The organism is Streptomyces sp. NPDC028305, assembly GCF_055569495.1.
Window position 1 is genome coordinate 316,224 of the sequence record NZ_JBVHTN010000012.1, and the last position, 18,314, is coordinate 334,537.

Genomic DNA, 18,314 nt, shown 5'->3' on the forward strand with positions numbered 1-18,314 from the left:
AGGAACGAGTCATGAGAGTCAGCGTTTTCGGGCTCGGCTACGTGGGCTGCGTGTCGGCCGCGTGCCTGGCCGGCATGGGTCACGAGGTCATCGGGGTGGACGTGAACCAGGTGAAGGTCGACCTGGTCAACGACGGCAAGGCCCCGGTGGTCGAGGAGCGGATCGGCGAGCTCATCGCCGAGGTCGTGCGGACCGGGGCGTTACGCGCCACCGGCGACGTCCGCGAGGCCATCATGGGCAGCGAGGTGTCGCTGGTCTGCGTGGGCACGCCGTCGGAGCCCAACGGTGGCCTGTGCACCACGTACTTGGAGCGGGTCACCGAGCAGATCGGCGCCGTGCTGGCGGATCGCGGTGGGCGCAGTGGGCGGCACACCGTCGTGTTCCGCAGCACCATGCTCCCGGGCACCTGCCTGAACCTGCTGGTACCGATCCTGGAGAAGTACGTCGGCGGCACGGCCGGGGTGGACATCGGGGTCGCGGTCAACCCGGAGTTCCTGCGCGAGGGCACGAGCGTGCGGGACTTCTTCGACCCGCCCAAGACCGTCATCGGCGAGCTCGACCCGGCGAGCGGCGACGTGGTGGCGGCGCTGTACGACGGCTTGCCCGGCGAGGTGTTCCGGGTGCCGGTCCCGACGGCCGAGGCGATCAAATACGCGGACAACGCGTTCCACGGCCTCAAGATCGGCTTCGCGAACGAGCTGGGCGCGGTGTGCCAGGCGCTCGGGGTGGACTCGCACCAGGTGATGGACGTGTTCCTGGCCGACCGCAAACTGAACATCAGCCCCGCCTACCTGCGGCCCGGCTTCGCCTTCGGTGGCTCCTGCCTGCCCAAGGACCTGCGCAGTCTGGTCCACGCGGCGCAGCGGGCCGACGTCTCGGTGCCCATCCTCGCCCATGTGCTGCCCTCCAACTCCGAACATCTGCAACGCGCGGTGGAGCTGGTCGAGCGCACCGGCAAGCGCCGGGTGGGAATGTTCGGGTTGTCCTTCAAGCCCGGCACCGACGACCTCCGCGAGAGCCCGCTCGTCGAGCTGGCGGAGAGGCTCTTCGGCAAGGGTTACGACCTTCGGATCTACGACGCCAACGTGAGCCTCTCCCGGCTGATCGGCGCGAACCGCGAGTACATCGAGACCCGGCTGCCGCACCTCGCGCAGCTGCTCGCGGACTCCGTCGACGAGGTGCTCGAGCACGCCGAGGTGTGCCTGGTCGGGACCGGGGATCCGGCCGTACTGTCGGCGCTGCCCCATGGCGACGGCCCGGTGATTGTCGACCTCATCCGCCTTCCCGACGCCGAGGCGCGCCGGGCCGAACCGGGGTACATGGGCCTTGCTTGGTGACACATCGTTTGGTGACACGGTCAGCGGCGACCGGCCGGACCGGCGCGCGCTGATCCTGGTGGAGAACCTGTCGGTGCCGTTCGACCGGCGGGTGTGGCAGGAGTGCACGACGCTGCGCGACGCGGGCTGGACGGTGCACGTCATCTGTCCCCGGGGGACAAAGCGGGACACGGAGCCGGAGGCGGAGATCGACGGGGTGCGGATCCACCGCTACCCGTTGCGCGCGGCCACCGGAGGGCCGGCCGGCTATCTGCGCGAGTACGGATCGGCGCTGTGGCATACGGTCCGGCTGGCCCGGAAGGTCGGCCCGGTCGATGTGGTCCACGCCTGCAACCCGCCCGACCTGCTGTTCCTGCCGGCACTGTGGCTGAAGCGGCGCGGCGCGCGGTTCGTCTTCGACCAGCACGACCTGGTACCCGAGCTGTATCTCTCCCGGTTCGGCCGCGGCGAGGATCTGCTCTACCGCGCCGTGTGCGCGCTGGAACGGCGGACCTACCGGGCCGCGGACGTCGTGCTCGCCACGAACGAGAGCTATCGGGATGTCGCGGTGCGCCGTGGCGGTCGGCGGCCGGAGGACGTTTTCGTGGTGCGCAGCGCGCCCGACATCGACCGGTTCCACCCCGTACCGCCCGAGCCGGAGCTGAAGCGCGGCAAGCCTCATCTGCTGTGCTACCTCGGCGTCATGGGCCCGCAGGACGGCGTCGACTACGCCTTGCGGGCCCTCGCGAAGCTGCGTGACGAGCTCGGGCGGACCGACTGGCATGCGGTGTTCGTCGGCGGCGGCGACACCTTCGACGCGATGGTGGAGCTGTCCCGGCGGCTCGGGCTCTCGGAGCAGGTGCAGTTCACCGGGCGCATTCCGGACGCCGACCTGGTGCGCTACCTGTCCACCGCGGACGTGTGCCTCTCCCCCGACCCGCACAATCCGCTCAACGACGTGTCGACCATGAACAAGGTGCTGGAGTACATGGTGATGGGCCGGCCGATCGTCTCGTTCGACCTCCGGGAGGCGCGGGTCTCCGCCGGTGACGCCGCCGTCTACGCGCCCGCCAACGACGAGGCCGAGTTCGCGGGGCTCATCGCGCTGCTGCTGGACGATCCGGAGCAGCGCACCCGGATGGGCAAGATCGGCCAGGAGCGGATCAGTGGTTCGCTCTCCTGGCGGAACTCGCAAGCGTCGCTGCTCGCCGCCTACGCCGCTGCCTGCCGTGGCCACGCTCCGGTGTCGGCGGGCGACCCGGACCGGGCAGGGAAGAGGCCGCGCCGTTGAGCGATGACACGATACGCCTGGTCACGATCGGGCGGATTATCCGTCGGCGCCGGCGGTTCCTCATCATCCTCGCCGTGGTGGGCGCGCTCGTCGGCTACGGCACCTCTTTGCTGTTTCCGCCGCGTTACACGACGTCGGCATCGGTACTGCTGCCTGGGGCGTGGCAGGAGCGCGAGCTGCTGACCCAGGTGGAGATCGCGACCAGTTCGGTGGTGGTCGACCGCGCGGCCGCCACGCTCGGCTGGCACGGGGTCAGCGGCAGCGAGCTGCGGGATCGGGTGAGCGCCAAGGCCGCCGACGGGAACATCATCAAGATCTCGGGCACGGCCGACACCCCGGAGCGCGCACAGCGACTCTCCGACCAGATGGCCCAGCAGTTCGTCACGTTCGCCGCGCGGATCGTGGGCGACAACACCGACCCCGAAGCGGCGACGCGGCCCGAGGCGCTGCGGCAGATGGTGGCGAAGACCAGCCGCCGCATCACCGAGCTGGCCGATGCGGCGGATCCGGGACAGACCGTGGAGAGCGTGCAGACCCGCACCGAGCTGACGAAGCTGCGCACCACACTCCAGGAGGCCGTCAACAAGCTGGACCAGGCCGACCCGGCCGCCAACAAGGCCAACATGGTCGTCATGGGGCCGGCGGCCCGGCCGGCCGGCGAGGCACCGCCGACGAGGATGCAGCTCATCGTCGCCGGGGCGCTGCTGTTCTTCCTGCTCGCGGTCATCGGCCATCTCACCGCCGCACGGATGAGTGGCCGGCTGCGCACCGAACCGGAGATCGCCGCGGCGCTGGGCTCGGTGCTGCTGGGTACCGTCGACGTACCTGGTGAACGGCGCGCGCACCGGCCGGAAGGCCGTGGCGCGTGGGCCCGGATCCGCCGGCTGCTGGGCGTCGACATCCGGTGGGACATACCGACCCCGCGGACGTCCGGCGACGAGACCGGCAGGCAGATCCGCTACCGGCGGGTGTGCGCCCGCCTCCGGGACCAGCTGCCGGGCCCCCGGCGGCTGCTGGTTGCCGTCCCGGACGGCGACGAGATCGCCCGCCGGGCCGCAGGGCAGCTCGTCGCCGAGGCCGAGAGCAGCCCCTCCCCAACCATGCTGCGGATGGTGGGGGTTTCGGTGTCCCAGCCGATGGTGCCGGACCGCGACAACGAGTCCGGTGTCCTGGTCGTGCTCAGCGCGGGCAGCTGGACCGCAGGGGAGCTCGCCGGCATCGCCGAGGCGTGTGCGGACGCGGGGCACGAGGTCGTCGGCATCGTCCTCGCCGGCACGGTCCGGGCCCGTCCGATGCGGGCTGCCGACCGTCCTCGGGATCCCGCCACGCCGGTGCTCGCGGCCCGCGACCACGCGACGGAAGGTTCAGGGTGACGACGAGTACGACTTCGGAGTCGTCGGCCGCCGCTCCGCTGCTGGATCTACAGGCGCTGGTGGTGGCGGTGCGGAGGCGGCGCCGTCTCTGGTGCTCCATGGCGCTGCTGGGGCTGCTCGTCGGCGTGGCGGTGGCGGTCCTGCTGCCGCCACCGCCGACCGCGGTGACCAAGGTGCTGGTCGCGCATCAGGAGGACCAGCCGAACGACCCCGGAACGCTGATCCGCACCGACGTCGCGCTGCTGCACACCACGCGGATCGCCGGTAAGGCCCTGAAGTCCCTCGGGTCCCCGGAAAAACCGGAGGACTTCATGCAGGACTACGGGGGTACCGGCTTGACCAACAACCTGCTCCAGATCAATGTGACGGGTGACAGCGACGCGGAGGCGATGGCCCGCGCCAAGGCGCTGGCCGACGCGTTCGTCGCGGACCATGTGCGGCGCATACGGGAATCCGCGAACGCCGAGGCCAAGACCCTGCTCGACCAGCGTGACCGAATGCGGGACGAACTCGCCCAGGTAAACAAGGCGATCGAGGACGGATCGCCGGAGAGCGGGCCGAAGGCGTCGGCGAACATGGAGTCGCTCTTCGCCCGCCGGGCCGAGCTCACCTCGCGGATCACCGATTTCGGCCAGCGCGCCGCGGAGGCGCGCATCGGCACGCCCCGGGTCATCGCCGGCACGCAGATCGTGGACGCCCCGCGCGCGGTGCGGCACTCCCTGCCCAGGACCGCTGCCACCAACGCCGCGATCGGGCTCGTCCTCGGTCTCGTCCTCGGGCTCGCGGTGGCCGCGGTCGGTGTGGTGGTGGCGGACCGCCCCGTGCTGCGCCGGGACATCGCGGCGAACCTGGGCGCCTCGGTCATCGCGGAGCTGCCCCGCCGGTCGGGCAGGCTGTGGCAGCGCCGACGGATCCGGGCGGCACGGACGAGGCTCACCACGTCCCTGGCCCGCACCGTGCGCGGCTCCGCGGAACCGGTGTCGCTGCTGGAACTCGGCTGTGCGCGCAGCACGAGCGTGATCGCCCTGGACCTCGCCGGGGCACTGGCACCGGACGGGCCAGTGGTGATCATCGATGGTCTGCCCGGCCCGCAGCTCGCGGGCCGCCGCCAGAAACCAGGAGACCCGACCGTGGTCAGCGGCGAGCGTGCCGCGGCCGTGTCTCATGAGGAACGCCGGTTCGGCGTCGGCTCGGTGGCGCCCGGCACGGCGTGGACCGACCTCCAGTACCTCGGCACCCGGACCGTGCTCGTCGTGCGTGCCGGGCACGGCAGCGCCGCATGGCTGCACACCGTGGCGCGGCACCTCGCGGACCAGGGCATTCCGGTGGTCGGTGTGGTGCTGATCGACCCCGATCCGCGTGACCGGACCGACGGCACGCTGTGGGACGGGCCGCACACCGGGCTGCGCGGCCAGAACGAGCGGCCGGCCCGGCAGAACGGGACGGGCCGGCGGCGGACGGAGCGGCTGCCGATGTGGGCGGGACGGGTCCCGGACAGCGACCAGGAGGCGCGGTAGGACATGTGTGGCATCGCAGGCACTTACCGATGGCCGGACGGGAAGGTCGTGACCGACCGGCTCACCGAAACCCTCGCCCACCGCGGTCCGGACGGGGCGGGCCGGTACAGCCACCCCGCCGGTGACGGCGAAGTGCACCTCGGGCACCGCCGACTGGCCATCATCGACCTGTCCGAGACCGGCGCCCAGCCGATGGTCTCGGGCGGCCTCGTCCTGACGTACAACGGCGAGCTGTACAACGCGCCCGAGCTGCGGGCCGAGTTGGCGGCCGCCGGGGTGCGCTTCCGCGGTACCTCCGACACCGAGGTGCTGCTGGAGGCCTGGCGGCGCTGGGGCACGGACTGCCTGCCCCGGCTGCGCGGCATGTTCGCGTTCGGGATCTTCGACGAGCGAACCGGTGACCTGGTGCTCGCCCGCGACCAGCTCGGTATCAAGCCGCTGTTCCTGCTCCGGCGCGGCGAGGGTCTGGTGTTCGCCTCCGAGCTCAAGGCGCTCGCCGCCGGGACCGGCGGGTCGCTGGAGGTGGACCATGCGGCGCTGGTGGCCTCGCTGCTGTACTACTGGGTGCCGGACTCACGGTGCGCGTTCCGCGAAGCGGAGAAGCTGCCGCCGGGGAGCTGGCTGAGGTGCCGGCCCGACGGCCGGGTGGAGCGCGGCCGGTACTGGCACCTGAAGGACGTCGCCGCCGAGGCCCAGGAGCGGGCCCGGGGCGGCGAGCAGCCGGATGTCGCCGCCATCGTCGAGGAGTCGACTCGGCGCCACCTGCTCTCCGACGTACCCGTGGCGACCTTCCTCTCCGGCGGTCTCGACTCCAGCTATCTGACCGCGCTGGCGGCCCGCGACCAACCCGGGATCTCCGCTTACACGATCGGGTTCCGCGCCGAGGACGCCAGGTTCGAGGCGATGCCGGACGACCTGCGCTATGCCCGGCGGGTGGCCGAGCGGTTCGGTGTCGACCTGCATGAGATCGAGATCGCTCCGAACGTGCTCGATCTGCTGCCGCGGATGACGTACCACCTGGACGAGCCGATCGGCGACCCCGCCGCGATCAACACGTTCCTGATCTGCTCGGCCGCCCGGGAGGCCGGGGTCAAGGTGATGCTCTCGGGGATGGGCGCCGACGAGCTGTTCGCCGGGTACCGCAAGCACCTGGCCAATCTGATCGCGCTGCGCTACCAGCGCGTCCCGCGGCCCCTGCGGCGCGGCCTGTCCAGGGCCGTGGACCGGCTGCCGGTCGCCACGGCCCGCCGGGGGTACCGGTCGGTGCGCTTCGCGAAGCGGTTCCTCTCCTTCGCCGATCTGCCGGAGGAGACCGCGTTCCGGCGCAGCTACACCATGTACGACCAGGACGAGCTGCTCGCCCTGGTCGATCCGGACCTGGCCGGCACGGTCGAGGACGTGCTGACCGAGCACGCGGATATCTACCAGGACAACGACCTCGACGACTTCGTCAACCGCATGTGCCTGGGCGACGCCCGGATGTTCCTGCCGGGCCTGAACCTCACGTACACGGACCGGTCGAGCATGGCCGCGTCGACCGAGGTGCGGGTGCCGTATGTGGACGTCGAGGTGGTCAGGGCGGCGTTCGCCGTGCCCGGTGATCGCAAGATCGTCGGACGGCAGGGCAAGGCCGTCCTCAAGGAGGCGGCCACCTCGATCCTGCCCCGGGAGATCGTCTACCGGCCCAAGGGCCTGTTCAGCGCCCCGCTGCGGGCCTGGATGAGCCGGGATCTGGCCCCGCTGGTACGAGAGGTGGTGCACGACGGCGTGCTCGTCAACTCCGGGCTTCTGCGCCGCGACGCGCTGGCACGCATGGCCGCCGAGGACGCCGCCGGGCAGCGGGACTTCTCCAAGCATCTGTGGCATGTGCTGACCCTCGAGTACTGGTATCGCGACGCGACCTCTGGGTCCGGCCAGAGCACTCGGTTAACGGCTTAGGAATCAGAGGAGTTCGGGTGAAACAGGTTGTGCAGAACTACAAGAGCGGCGAGCTGGCGCTGCTCGACGTGCCGGTGCCGGGGTGCAAGCCGGGCGGTGTGCTGGTCCGCAGCGCCTACTCGCTGATCTCCACCGGGACCGAGCTCATGAAGGTGTCCGAGGCCGGCATGTCGATGCTGGGCAAGGCCCGCTCCCGGCCGGACCAGGTGGCCAAGGTCGTGCAGAGCGTGGCCACCAACGGGGTGGGCGCCACCTACCGCAAGGTGATGGGCAAGCTGGACTCCTACACGCCGCTGGGCTACTCGCTGTGCGGGGTGGTCGAGCAGGTCGGCTCCGGGATCGACGATGTGAAGGTCGGCGACCTCGTGGCCTGCGCCGGCAATGAGCACGCGCTGCACGCCGAGCTGAACTGGGTGCCGAAGAACCTCTACGCCCGGGTGCCGGACGGTCTCGCGCCGCGGCACGCGGCCTTCGGCACCGTCGGGTCGATCGCGATGCAGGGCGTCCGCCGCGGCGAGCCGCAGCTCGGCGACGTGGCGCTGGTCATCGGCCTCGGGTTGATCGGGCAGCTGGTGGTGCAGTTGCTGGCCGCCTCGGGGGTCCGCGTCGTCGGGGTCGACCCCGACCCGGTGCGCTGCGAGCTCGCCGAGCGCCTGGGCGCGGCGGCCTGCGGCGATCCCGCCTCCGCGGCCGTGGAGAACTCCGTCGCCGAACTCACCGGCGGTCACGGCGTGGACCAGGTGTATCTGGCCGCCGGCGGTGGCAGCAACCAGCCCGTGGAGCTGGCCGCCCGGCTGTGCCGGGACCGCGGCCGGGTCGTCGACATCGGCAAGTGCCGCCTGGACCTGCCGTGGAACGCGTACTACGAGAAGGAGCTCGACGTCCGGTTCTCCCGCAGTTACGGCCCCGGGCGCTACGACCCGGAGTACGAGCTGGAGGGGCGGGATTACCCGATCGGCTACGTGCGCTGGACCGAGCGCCGCAATCTGGCGTGTTTCCTCGATCTCCTCGCCCGCGGCCGCGTCGACGTGGAGCCCTTGGTCTCCCGGATAGCCGACTTCGATGACGCCGTCGAGACGTACCAGCGCCTGAAGGACGGCGACCTGAAGGCCGTGGCTGTGCTGTTCCGGTACCCCGACCGCCCCGACCGAGCTGCGGAAACGGAGGCCCCGGCGGTTGCCATGCCCGCGGTGACGAGAGCCGGCGGCGGAGTGTCCGCCCCGGCCCGGTCCGCCAAGGTGCCGGTGCGGCTGGCGTTCGCCGGCGCGGGAAACTACGCGACGTCGATGCTGCTGCCGCATCTGGCGCGGCGCGACGGCGTCGAGTTGTCCACGGTCGTCACCACGACGGCGCTGTCCGCGGCCAACGCGAAGCGGAAGTTCGGCTTCGCCGAGGCGACCACCGATCTCGATGCCGTGCTCGGCGACCCGTCCATCGACGCGGTGTTCGTGGTCACCCGCCACAGCTCGCACGCCGAACTGACCCAAAGGGCGCTGCTGGCCGGCAAGGCGGTGTTCGTGGAGAAGCCCCTGGCCCTCACCGAGGACGAACTGGTCTGCGTGCTCGCGGCGGTGGAGGAGTCCGGCAACGACCGGCTACAGGTGGGCTTCAACCGCCGGTTCGCACCGCTGCTCAATGAGGCCAGGAAGCGGTTCGGCGCCCGGACCGGGCCTGGACACGTCCGCTACCTGGTCAACGCGGGCCGGCTGGACCACGGCAGCTGGTACCTCCAGCAAGGCACCGAGGGCTCGCGGTTCGCCGGCGAGGGCGGGCACTTCATCGACACGGCGAGCTGGCTGCTCGAGGCCGACCCGGTCTCGGTGTATGCGCTCACCACGCCCGGCAACGAGGACAGCGGTGACATTCAGGTTGTGCTGCGCTACCCGGGCGGGTCCACCGCCACCATCAGCTACGTCACCACCGGCCCGGCCGGCTTCCCCAAGGAGACGCTGGACCTGGTCGCGGACGGCCGCGCGCTGCGGCTCGACGACTTCGTCCGTGCCGCTGTGTACGACGGCCGCAAGCGGTGGATCAGTTCTCGGCTGCCCAAGGCCCGGGACAAGGGCCAGCGCGCCGAGCTGGACGCGTTCCTCGAGGCCGTGCGGACCGGCGGGCCGATGCCGGTGCCGCTGGAGTCGCTGGTCGCCACCACGGCGGCCACCCTCGCCGTGCAGACCGGCCTGGCCGGCGGCGCACCGGTGACGTTGGCGAGGGCGCGATGACTGTGAACTCGGGGAGCCCGAGCTGGTACCTGCGGCGGCTGTCCCGGATGGGACCGCGGGAGGTCGGCGGCCGGGTGGGCGACGCGGTGCGCAGGCGGCGGTGGCGGTCGGCGCGGCCGGACTGCCCGAGCGTGACCGGCGCGCGGTTCACCGCGGCGCTGCCCGCGGGGACGATCGCCGCGGTGCCACCGGACGCCGCGAAACGTCTCATCGCCGAGGCGGACCGGCTGATGGCCGGGCACGCCGAGTTTTTCGGGGTGGTCCGCGACGACCTGGCCGACCCGGACTGGTGGTACGACCCGAAGACCGGGCGCCGGGCTCCGTGGGGCTACGCCTTCGACGTGCCGTACCGGGACGAGGACGCGGTCGGGGACATCAAGCAGATCTGGGAGCCGTCCCGGCATCAGTACCTCACCCAGCTCGCCGCCGCCTACGCGATCACCGGGGACGAGCGGTACGCCGAGCGAGTGGCCGAGCACCTGCGGTCGTGGTGGGCGGGCAACGCGCCGCTGCGCGGGGTGCACTGGACCAGCGGCATCGAGCTGGGGATCCGGCTGCTGTCCTGGGTGTGGATCCGTCGGCTGCTCGACGGCTGGCCGGGCGCGGCCGGGCTGTTCGAGGGCAACCCGGTGGCGCTGAACCAGATCTGGCACCACCAGCGCTGGCTGGCCGCCTTCCCCAGCCGGGGGTCTTCGGCGAACAACCACGTCATCGCCGAGGCCGCCGGGCAGTTCGCCGCGGCCTGCGCGTTCGGGTGGTTCCCCTCCTCGGCGCGCCTGCGAGCCGACGCGCTGCGGTCGCTGGAGCGGCAGCTGCGCAGCAATACCTTCGGCTCCGGCCTCAACCGCGAGCTGGCCACCGAGTATCACGGCTTGGTGCTGGAGCTCGGCCTGGCCGCGGTGGCCGAGGCGGATGCCGCGGGCGTGCCGGTCCCCGCCTCGATCCGGCTGGTGCTGCTGCGGATGACCGACGCGCTCGCGGCCATCGTGGACAACCGGCTACGGCCGCCGCGCCAGGGGGACGCGGACGACGGGCACGGTCTGGTCGTGGACGGCGCGGGCACCGACCGCTGGGCCTCGCTGCTGGCCACCGGGGACGCCGTGTTCGGCCGGCTCGCCTGGTGGCCGACGGTGACCGGCACCGATGTGCGCACCCCGCTGCTGGCCGCGCTCATCCGGCCGTACTCGAAAGACGGAACCGCGCCGGCCGTGTCCCGCCCGCCGAGCCGACCGGCTCATTTCGCCGACGCGGGGCTCACCATCCTGCGCGGTCCGGCGGAGATCTGGTGCCGCTGCGACGGTGGTCCGCACGGATTCCTGTCCATCGCCGCGCATGCTCACGCGGACGCGCTGTCCGTGGAGGTCCGGCACGACGGGGTCGATGTGCTCGCCGACCCGGGGACGTACTGCTACCACGGGCAGCCCGAGTGGCGGCAGTACTTCCGGTCGACCCTCGGCCACAACACCCTGCGAATGGACGGCGGTGACCAGTCCGTCTCCGGCGGCCCGTTCCTGTGGACCCGGCATGCCCGCAGCCGCGTCCTGGTCGCGGACGCATCCGGCGCCTCCGACCGGGGGACGGCCCGCTGGTGTGCCGAGCACGACGGTTACCAGCCCTCCGTGCACCGCCGCCGGGTGGAGCTGACGGCCGCGGCCAAGGAGCTGAGGGTGGTCGACGAGGTGCGCGGCCCGCGCCGGGCCGTGCACCTGGCGTTCCACCTCGGCCCGGCGATCGCCGCGGACCTGGTGGGAAACCGGGCATCGCTCACCTGGACCCGGGACGGCGAGGACCGCTCCGCGGTGCTCGACCTGCCCGGGCAGCTGCGCTGGCGGGCGCATCGCGGCGAGAGTGACCCGCCGCTGGGCTGGTACTCCGCCGGCTTCGGGCGCAAGGAACCCACCACCACGCTGGTCGGCACCGGCTTCGCCGACGGCGCTGCGCTGTTGGGGGAGTTCACCACCGTACTCAGGTTCCACGGCTAGGGAGGACGCTTGGGGATCAAGTGGCGGCACTGGGCGTTACCGGCGGCACCGCTGGCGCTGGCCCTGCTGGCGGCGACCGGCTGTGAGAGCACGCCGGACGCGCGGCCGAAGCCGCCCGCTGCGCCGTCCACGTCCGTGGCCCGGGTGTGCGCCAAGCCCGCGGCCGGGCCGGCGAAGGCGCCGGCGGGGGCGGTGACGGTCGACCCCGGGGTGGCCGGTGACCTGGCCGCGAAGACCAGGAGCAGCCCTCCGAACACCACGTTCTGGCTTCGACCGGGCAAGCACAGGCTCGGGCCGGACCGCTACGCCCAGGTCATTCCCAAGGAGGGGAACAGCTACCTCGGCGCGCCGGGCGCGGTGCTCGACGGCCGGAAGACCAACCAGTACGCGTTCGGCGGCACCGCCCGCGACGTCACCATCCGCTATCTGACCGTGCAGGGTTTCGTCGCGCCGCATGACGAGGGCGTGGTCAACCATGACTCGGCCGACGGGTGGGTGATCGAGCACGCGACGATCCAGAACAACTCCGGCGCCGGGCTGATGGCCGGTGCCCACCAGCGGGTCCACGCCAGCTGCCTGCGCGGCAACGGTCAGTACGGCATGAACGCCTACAAGTCCACCGGCCGTATCAGCGACCTGGTGGTCGAGGGCAACGAGATCGTGGGCAACAACAGGGACGACTGGGAGCGGCGGCGGCCGGGCTGCGGCTGCACCGGAGGCGTCAAGTTCTGGGCCGTCAACGGAGCCGACGTGCGCGGCAACTGGGTGCACGACAACCGCGGAACCGGGTTATGGGCGGACACCAACAACAACGACTTCCGCATCGAGAACAACGTCCTCGAGGCCAACGACGGTGCCGCGCTGATCTACGAGACCAGCTACAACGCGGTCATCCGGAACAACACGATCCGGCGGAACAACTGGGTCGAGGGCCGCAGGTACGCCGACCGCGGAGACAACTTCCCGTTCGCGACCGTCTACCTGTCCGAGTCCGGAGGCGAACCACGGATCCGAGCCCGCACGGACAAGATCGAGATCTACCGGAACGTGCTGGAGAACAACTGGTCCGGGATCACCCTGTGGGAAAACGCCGACCGGTTCTGCAACAGCCCGGCCAACACCTCGTCCGGGGACTGCACGTTGCTGGTGAAGCACACCGACCGCTGCGCACAGCCGGCGATCGCCACCGCACCGCTCTACGCCGACTGCCGGTGGAAGACCCAGCGGGTGGACATCCACGGCAACCGCTTCGTGCTGGACAAGTCCGTCGTCGACTGCACGGCGAAGTGCGACCGGATGGCGGTGCTGGCCAACTACGGCACCTATCCGGACTGGTCTCCGTACCAGGGCGAGCGGGTGGCCGAGGCGATCACCCGCAAGCAGCACAACCGCTGGCACGACAACGTCTACCTCGGACCGTGGAAGTTCATCGCCCACGACCCGAGCCGGATACTTGACTCCTGGCAGTGGCAGAGCACGCCGTACCAGCAGGACGCGGGCAGCACCTTCCGTGCACGGGACGGTGGTTGAGATGAGCGCCGGCCACTCGACCCACACGTCGAAGATCGTCGGGACGGTCTGGGGGCTGCTGGTCCTCAACACGCTCGGCTCCGCCGGGGCGAAGACCATCATCCCGCTGCCCCGCTCCCTCATCCAGTTGGTCACCATGGGCGCGCTGGTCGCCGCGTTCGCGCTGGCGCTCGCTCTCAATCTCCGGCTGCGCATCCGACCCAGCGCCTATCTGTTCCTGCTCACCCTGCTGCTGGTGCCGAGCGTGATCTCCAGTGCGCACCTGGAGTCCGGATTCGGCGCGCTGTTCCGGTGCGCCCGGCTGGCTCTCTTCGTCGGCACGCTGTGGCTGGTCGGCCGCTGGTGGGACGGCGACCTGACGTTCGTCCGGCACCACATCCGGATGTACTTCGCGGTGCTCGGGTCGGTGGCCGCCGGCCTGGTCGTCTCGCCGGGCGCGGCCATGCCCGGGCTCTACGGCGGGCGGCTGGTCGGCGCGTTGTGGCCGCTCACGCCGCCGCAGATCGGACAGTACGCCGCGGTGATCATCGGGCTCACCGTGCTGCTCGTACTGGGCCGCCGGACCGACAGGGCGAGCGCGGCACTGGTCATCGTGCCGTCACTCGTCCTGCTCGCGCTGACCCATACCCGGACGGCCACGCTCGGCCTGTTCATCGGGCTGGCGTTGGCGATCGCCTCGCTCATCCTGACCAGCGCCGCCGCCCGCCGGTTCTTCAGCTGGGCGGTGCTGTGCGCCGCGGTGGCCGCGGTGGCGCTCGGTTCCGTGCTCCAGGCGTGGTTCCTGCGCGGACAGAGCAAGGAGAACTTCTCCAGCCTCACCGGTCGGGCCAAGGTCTGGGACGCCCTGCTGGCAGCGGACCGGACGACCGCGGAGCAGGTGTTCGGCGTGGGCCTGGGTGACAAGTCGTTCGGCGGGCTGCCGATCGACAACAGCTGGCTGGCCGTCTACAACGAGCAGGGTCTGATCGGCATCGCGTTGGTGGCGGCGGTCATCATCGTGCTGGGCGGCGTCGCGTTACTGCGGCCGCCGTCGCTGCAGAGGGCCTGCGCGATCTTCCTGATCAGCTACTGCGCGATCGCGTCGTACACCGAGGCCGGGCTGGGCGACGCCTCGCCGTATCTGCTGCATCTGGCCGTCGCCGCCTCGCTGCTGGCGGCGCCTGCCGCGGCCACGCCCGTTCCGGCGCCCGAAGTTCCTCGACGCGTCCCGCGATGGGCCCGCAGATCGGAGGTCCCTTGAGCATGCACGACATTCACGTCCTCGTAGTGCACAACCGCTACTCCTCGGCGCAGCCGAGCGGGGAGAACAAGGTCGTCGACCAGGAGGTGGAGCTGCTGCGCGCGGCCGGCCACCGGGTCGAGCTGTTCGAGCGGCGCAGCGACGACATCGCCGCCCGTTCCCTCCCGGGCAAGGCCGCGGTGCCCCTGCTGGTGCCCTGGAACCCGCGGGTCCGCACGGAGCTCGCCGCCCGGCTCCGCACCGAGCGGCCGGACGTGGTCCACGTCCACAACGTCTTCCCGCTCCTGTCGCCCGCGGTGCTGGCCGCCTGCGCCGACGCCGGCGTGCCCGCCGTCGCCACGCTGCACAACTACACCCAGGTCTGCCCGCCCGGCACGCTGCAACGGGACGGCCGGCCGTGCACCGAGTGCGTCGGTTCGGCGCCGCTGCCCGCCGTCCGGCACGGCTGCTACCGGAGCTCCCGGCTGGCGACGGTGCCGCTCGCGGTCAGCCTGTCGGTCAACCGGCGGCGGTGGTGGTCCGGCGTGGAGCGGTTCTTCTGCATCTCCGCGGCGCAGCGCGAGGTCCTGGTGCGGGCCGGCATGCCGGCCGAGCGGCTGGCGGTGAAGCACAACTTCGTGCCCGACACTGACACCCGCCGCTCGGGCGCCGGCGAGCATCTGCTCTACCTCGGCCGGCTCGCGGAGGCCAAGGGCGTGCGGCTGCTCATGGCCGCGTGGGACGAGATCGCCGCGAGCGGCGGTGTGGGCGTGCCGCTCGTGATCGCCGGCGCGGGGCCGCTGGAGCGAGAGGTGACCGCCTGGGGGGCGGGCCGGGACGACGTGCGTTACGTCGGCCTGTACGACACGGCGGAGTGCCGGCAGGCCATCGCGCGGTCGGTCGCCGTGGTGGCTCCCTCGACGTGGCTGGAGGCGTTCGGCCTGGTGGTCGTGGAGGCGATGGCGGCGGGGGTTCCGACCGTCGCCGCCGGTCACGGCGCCTTCGTCGAACTCGTCGAGGACGGGGTGACCGGGCTGTTGCACCGGCCTGGCGAGCCCGCCTCGCTCGCGTCCGGCCTGCGCCGGATCACGGCCGAGCCGGCGCGCAACCGGGAGATGGGGCAGGCGGCCCGGCGCCGTTACGAGCAGGGCTTCAGCCCGGCCGTCGGGCTGGAGCGCCTGGTGGAGGGGTACCGCACCGCGATCGCGGGTCGGATGGAATCAATGGGGGGCAATAGATGACACAATGCCGACTCTGCGGCTCGGAAGCGATGGCGAGCGTCGTCGATCTCGGGGCGACGCCACCATGTGAGAGCTTTCTCGCCGCGGACCAACTGGACCAGCCGGAACCGGCGTACCCGCTGCACCTGCGGGTCTGCACCGACTGCTGGCTCGCGCAGATTCCGCCGCTGATCACGCCGGAGGAGACGTTCAGCGAGTACGCGTACTTCTCCTCCTTCTCGACCTCCTGGGTGGAGCACGCGCGCACATACGTCGCCGACGCCGTGCAGCGGGTGGGCCTCGGCCCCGACTCCTTCGTGGTCGAGGTCGCGAGCAACGACGGGTACCTGCTGAGGCACGTGGTGGACCGCGGGATCCGCTGCCTGGGCATCGAGCCGTCGGTGAACGTCGGCGCCGTGGCGCGGGACGCGGGTGTGCCCACGCTCACGGAGTTCCTGTCCCCGGACACCGGCTCGGCCGTCCGCGCCGAGCACGGCCCGGCGGACCTGGTCGTGGCGAACAACGTGTACGCGCACATCCCCGACGTGGTCGGGTTCACCCGGGGGCTGCGCGCCCTGGTCGCCGACGACGGCTGGGTCTCCATCGAAGTGCAGCACCTGCTGACCCTGATCGAGGAGAACCAGTACGACACGATCTACCACGAGCACTTCCAGTACTACACGGTCGCGTCCGCGATCCGCGCGCTGGAGAGCGGCGGACTCACGCTCGTGGACGTCGAGCTGCTGCCCACGCACGGCGGCTCGATCCGGCTGTGGGCCCGGCCGGCCGAGGTGGCGGGCGAGCCTACCCGGCAGGTGGCCGACGTGCTGGCCCGGGAGAAGGCCGCCGGGCTCCAGGAGCTGTCCGGGTACACCGAGTTCTCCGATCGGGTGGCCAAGGTGCGCCGGGACCTGCTGCGGTTCCTCATCGAGGTGGCCGAGCGCGGTGAGACGGTGGTCGGCTACGGCGCCCCGGGCAAGGGCAACACCCTGCTGAACCACTGCGGCATCCGGCCCGACCTGCTCCCGTACACGGTCGACCGCAACCCCTACAAGCACGGCAGGTTCACCCCGGGCACCCGCATCCCGATCCTGCCGCCCGAGCAGATAGCCGCCGACAGACCGGACTACGTCCTCGTCCTCCCGTGGAACCTGCGGGCCGAGCTGGTCGAGCAGCTGTCCTTCGTGCACACCTGGGGCGGCCGTCTGGTCTTCCCCATCCCGGAACTGAGCATCGTCGAGGTCGCGTCGTGAAAGAGGTAGCAGCATGAAGGTCGTTCTGTTCTGCGGCGGTTACGGGATGCGGATGCGGAGCGGTGCCGCGGACGACGTGCCCAAGCCGATGGCGATGGTCGGCCCCCGGCCGCTGATCTGGCACGTCATGCGCTACTACGCGCACTTCGGGCACACGGAGTTCATCCTGTGCCTCGGATACGGGGCCCACCACATCAAGAACTTCTTCCTCAACTACGAGGAGACGACGTCCAACGACTTCGTGCTGCGGGGCGGGCGGACCGAGCTGCTGTCCACCGACATAGCCGACTGGACGATCACGTTCGCGCAGACCGGCACCGAGTCACCGATCGGGGAGCGGCTGCGCCGGGTGCGGCACCACCTGGACGGCGACGAGATGTTCCTCGCCAACTACGCCGACGTGCTCACCGACGCCCCGCTGCCGGAGATGATCGACCGGTTCGCCCGGCGCGACGCCGGCGCGTCGATGATGGTGGTGCCGCCGCAGTCTTCGTTCCACTGCGTGGACCTGGGCGAGGACGGCCTGGTGGGAGGCATCACCCCGGTGAGCGAACTGCCGCTGTGGGAGAACGGCGGCTACTTCGTGCTCCGCCAGGAGGTCTTCGACCACATCCCGGAGAACGGGGACCTGGTCGCTGACGGATGCGCCCAACTGGCCAAGCGCGGCCGGCTGGTGGCGCACCAGCACCGCGGCTTCTGGAAGCCGACCGACACCGTGAAGGAGCGGGCGGCGCTCGACGCCGCCTACGCCCGGGGCGACCGCCCGTGGGCCGTGTGGGAGCGGGACATCGCCGGAGCGCGGGCGTGATCCGGCTCGGCGCCGGGCGTCTGGACCGGATCGTCGCGTTGGGCGCGCACTGCGACGACATCGCCATCGGCGCCGGCGGCACGCTGCTGACGCTGTGCCTCGCGCGGCCGGGTATCCGCGTCGACGCGCTGGTGCTCTCCGGCGGCGGCAGCGAGCGGGAGCAGGAGGAGCGGGCCGCGCTCGCCGCCTTCTGCCCGGGTGCCGACCTGCGGCTGACCGTACTCAAGCTGCCGGACGGCCGGCTGCCGACGCACTGGGACGAGGCCAAGGCCGCGGTCGAGGAGCTGCGCGAGCGGACCGAGCCGGATCTCGTGCTGGCCCCGCGCACCGAGGACGCACACCAGGACCACCGCGGCCTGGCGAAGCTGGTACCCACCGCGTTCCGCGACCACCTGGTCCTCGGCTACGAGATCGTCAAGTGGGACGGCGATCTCGGCCGCCCGGCGGCGTACCAGCCGCTGTCGCTGGAGATCGCCGAGCGGAAGGTGCGGCTGCTCCAGGAGCACTACCCCTCGCAGCGGCACCGGCCCTGGTACGACCGGGAGGCATTCCTCGGTCTCGCTCGGATCCGCGGCATCGAATGCCACGCGCGCTACGCCGAGGCGTTCGCCGTCACCAAACTCACTCTCGACCTGGGGGAATGAA

General features: G+C 71.5%; 13 protein-coding genes. All 13 read left to right on the forward strand.

The genetic code is table 11. The annotated features are described in order from the left end of the window. The first annotated feature begins 11 nt into the window (after positions 1-11). The 13 genes from ACZ4WQ_RS42990 to ACZ4WQ_RS43050 are packed head-to-tail and all read left to right on the forward strand — an operon-like array spanning position 12 to position 18,313. Positions 12-1,337 (forward strand): nucleotide sugar dehydrogenase, encoded by a 1,326-nt coding sequence (locus ACZ4WQ_RS42990; protein WP_385338828.1) that lies wholly within the window; start codon positions 12-14, stop codon positions 1,335-1,337. After that, positions 1,327-2,607 carry a glycosyltransferase family 4 protein gene (locus tag ACZ4WQ_RS42995; RefSeq protein ID WP_311721613.1) on the forward strand — a complete coding sequence of 427 codons (1,281 nt, stop codon included), beginning with the start codon at positions 1,327-1,329 and terminating at the stop codon, positions 2,605-2,607. Before ACZ4WQ_RS42990 ends, ACZ4WQ_RS42995 begins: the two co-directional genes overlap by 11 nt. Beyond that, positions 2,604-3,980 (forward strand): Wzz/FepE/Etk N-terminal domain-containing protein, encoded by a 1,377-nt coding sequence (locus ACZ4WQ_RS43000; RefSeq protein ID WP_468022834.1) that lies wholly within the window; start codon positions 2,604-2,606, stop codon positions 3,978-3,980. Before ACZ4WQ_RS42995 ends, ACZ4WQ_RS43000 begins: the two co-directional genes overlap by 4 nt. Further along, complete coding sequence (locus ACZ4WQ_RS43005; RefSeq protein ID WP_468022835.1) at positions 3,977-5,497, forward strand: Wzz/FepE/Etk N-terminal domain-containing protein; 1,521 nt, start codon at positions 3,977-3,979, stop codon at positions 5,495-5,497. The genes ACZ4WQ_RS43000 and ACZ4WQ_RS43005 overlap by 4 nt, the downstream gene beginning before the upstream one ends. Positions 5,498-5,500: 3 nt before the next feature. Then, on the forward strand, positions 5,501-7,435 hold the full coding sequence (gene asnB / locus ACZ4WQ_RS43010; protein ID WP_468022836.1) for an asparagine synthase (glutamine-hydrolyzing): 1,935 nt from the start codon (positions 5,501-5,503) through the stop codon (positions 7,433-7,435). A 17-nt stretch (positions 7,436-7,452) separates the two neighbouring features. Beyond that, entirely contained in the window at positions 7,453-9,657 is a 2,205-nt protein-coding gene (locus ACZ4WQ_RS43015; protein ID WP_311721608.1) for a bi-domain-containing oxidoreductase, read from the forward strand. Then, complete coding sequence (locus ACZ4WQ_RS43020) at positions 9,654-11,639, forward strand: alginate lyase family protein (RefSeq protein WP_398372729.1); 1,986 nt, start codon at positions 9,654-9,656, stop codon at positions 11,637-11,639. Before ACZ4WQ_RS43015 ends, ACZ4WQ_RS43020 begins: the two co-directional genes overlap by 4 nt. Before the next feature lie 9 nt (positions 11,640-11,648). Next, positions 11,649-13,169 carry a right-handed parallel beta-helix repeat-containing protein gene (locus ACZ4WQ_RS43025; RefSeq protein ID WP_398372727.1) on the forward strand — a complete coding sequence of 507 codons (1,521 nt, stop codon included), beginning with the start codon at positions 11,649-11,651 and terminating at the stop codon, positions 13,167-13,169. A 1-nt stretch (position 13,170) separates the two neighbouring features. Continuing rightward, entirely contained in the window at positions 13,171-14,409 is a 1,239-nt protein-coding gene (locus tag ACZ4WQ_RS43030) for an O-antigen ligase domain-containing protein (protein ID WP_398372725.1), read from the forward strand. A gap of 11 nt (positions 14,410-14,420) precedes the next feature. After that, the gene (locus ACZ4WQ_RS43035; RefSeq protein WP_311722328.1) at positions 14,421-15,629 is read left to right on the forward strand and encodes a glycosyltransferase family 4 protein; all 1,209 of its coding nucleotides are present in this window, start codon (positions 14,421-14,423) and stop codon (positions 15,627-15,629) included. Beyond that, positions 15,626-16,861, forward strand: a complete 1,236-nt coding sequence (locus tag ACZ4WQ_RS43040; RefSeq protein ID WP_385349131.1) for a class I SAM-dependent methyltransferase — start codon at positions 15,626-15,628, stop codon at positions 16,859-16,861. The genes ACZ4WQ_RS43035 and ACZ4WQ_RS43040 overlap by 4 nt, the downstream gene beginning before the upstream one ends. 13 nt (positions 16,862-16,874) lie before the next feature. Then, entirely contained in the window at positions 16,875-17,669 is a 795-nt protein-coding gene (locus tag ACZ4WQ_RS43045; protein WP_311721603.1) for a sugar phosphate nucleotidyltransferase, read from the forward strand. Further along, on the forward strand, positions 17,666-18,313 hold the full coding sequence (locus ACZ4WQ_RS43050; protein ID WP_398372722.1) for a PIG-L deacetylase family protein: 648 nt from the start codon (positions 17,666-17,668) through the stop codon (positions 18,311-18,313). The genes ACZ4WQ_RS43045 and ACZ4WQ_RS43050 overlap by 4 nt, the downstream gene beginning before the upstream one ends. Position 18,314: the final 1 nt, after the last annotated feature.

Excerpts from the sequence above, each read along its gene's own strand:
- ACZ4WQ_RS43030 (WP_398372725.1), top strand. The coding sequence starts at position 13,171 with ATGAGCGCCGGCCACTCGACCCACACGTCGAAGATCGTCGGGACGGTC.
- ACZ4WQ_RS43020 (WP_398372729.1), top strand. The coding sequence starts at position 9,654 with ATGACTGTGAACTCGGGGAGCCCGAGCTGGTACCTGCGGCGGCTGTCC.
- ACZ4WQ_RS42990 (WP_385338828.1), top strand. The coding sequence starts at position 12 with ATGAGAGTCAGCGTTTTCGGGCTCGGCTACGTGGGCTGCGTGTCGGCC.
- ACZ4WQ_RS43040 (WP_385349131.1), top strand. The coding sequence starts at position 15,626 with ATGACACAATGCCGACTCTGCGGCTCGGAAGCGATGGCGAGCGTCGTC.
- asnB (WP_468022836.1), top strand. The coding sequence starts at position 5,501 with ATGTGTGGCATCGCAGGCACTTACCGATGGCCGGACGGGAAGGTCGTG.
- ACZ4WQ_RS43045 (WP_311721603.1), top strand. The coding sequence starts at position 16,875 with ATGAAGGTCGTTCTGTTCTGCGGCGGTTACGGGATGCGGATGCGGAGC.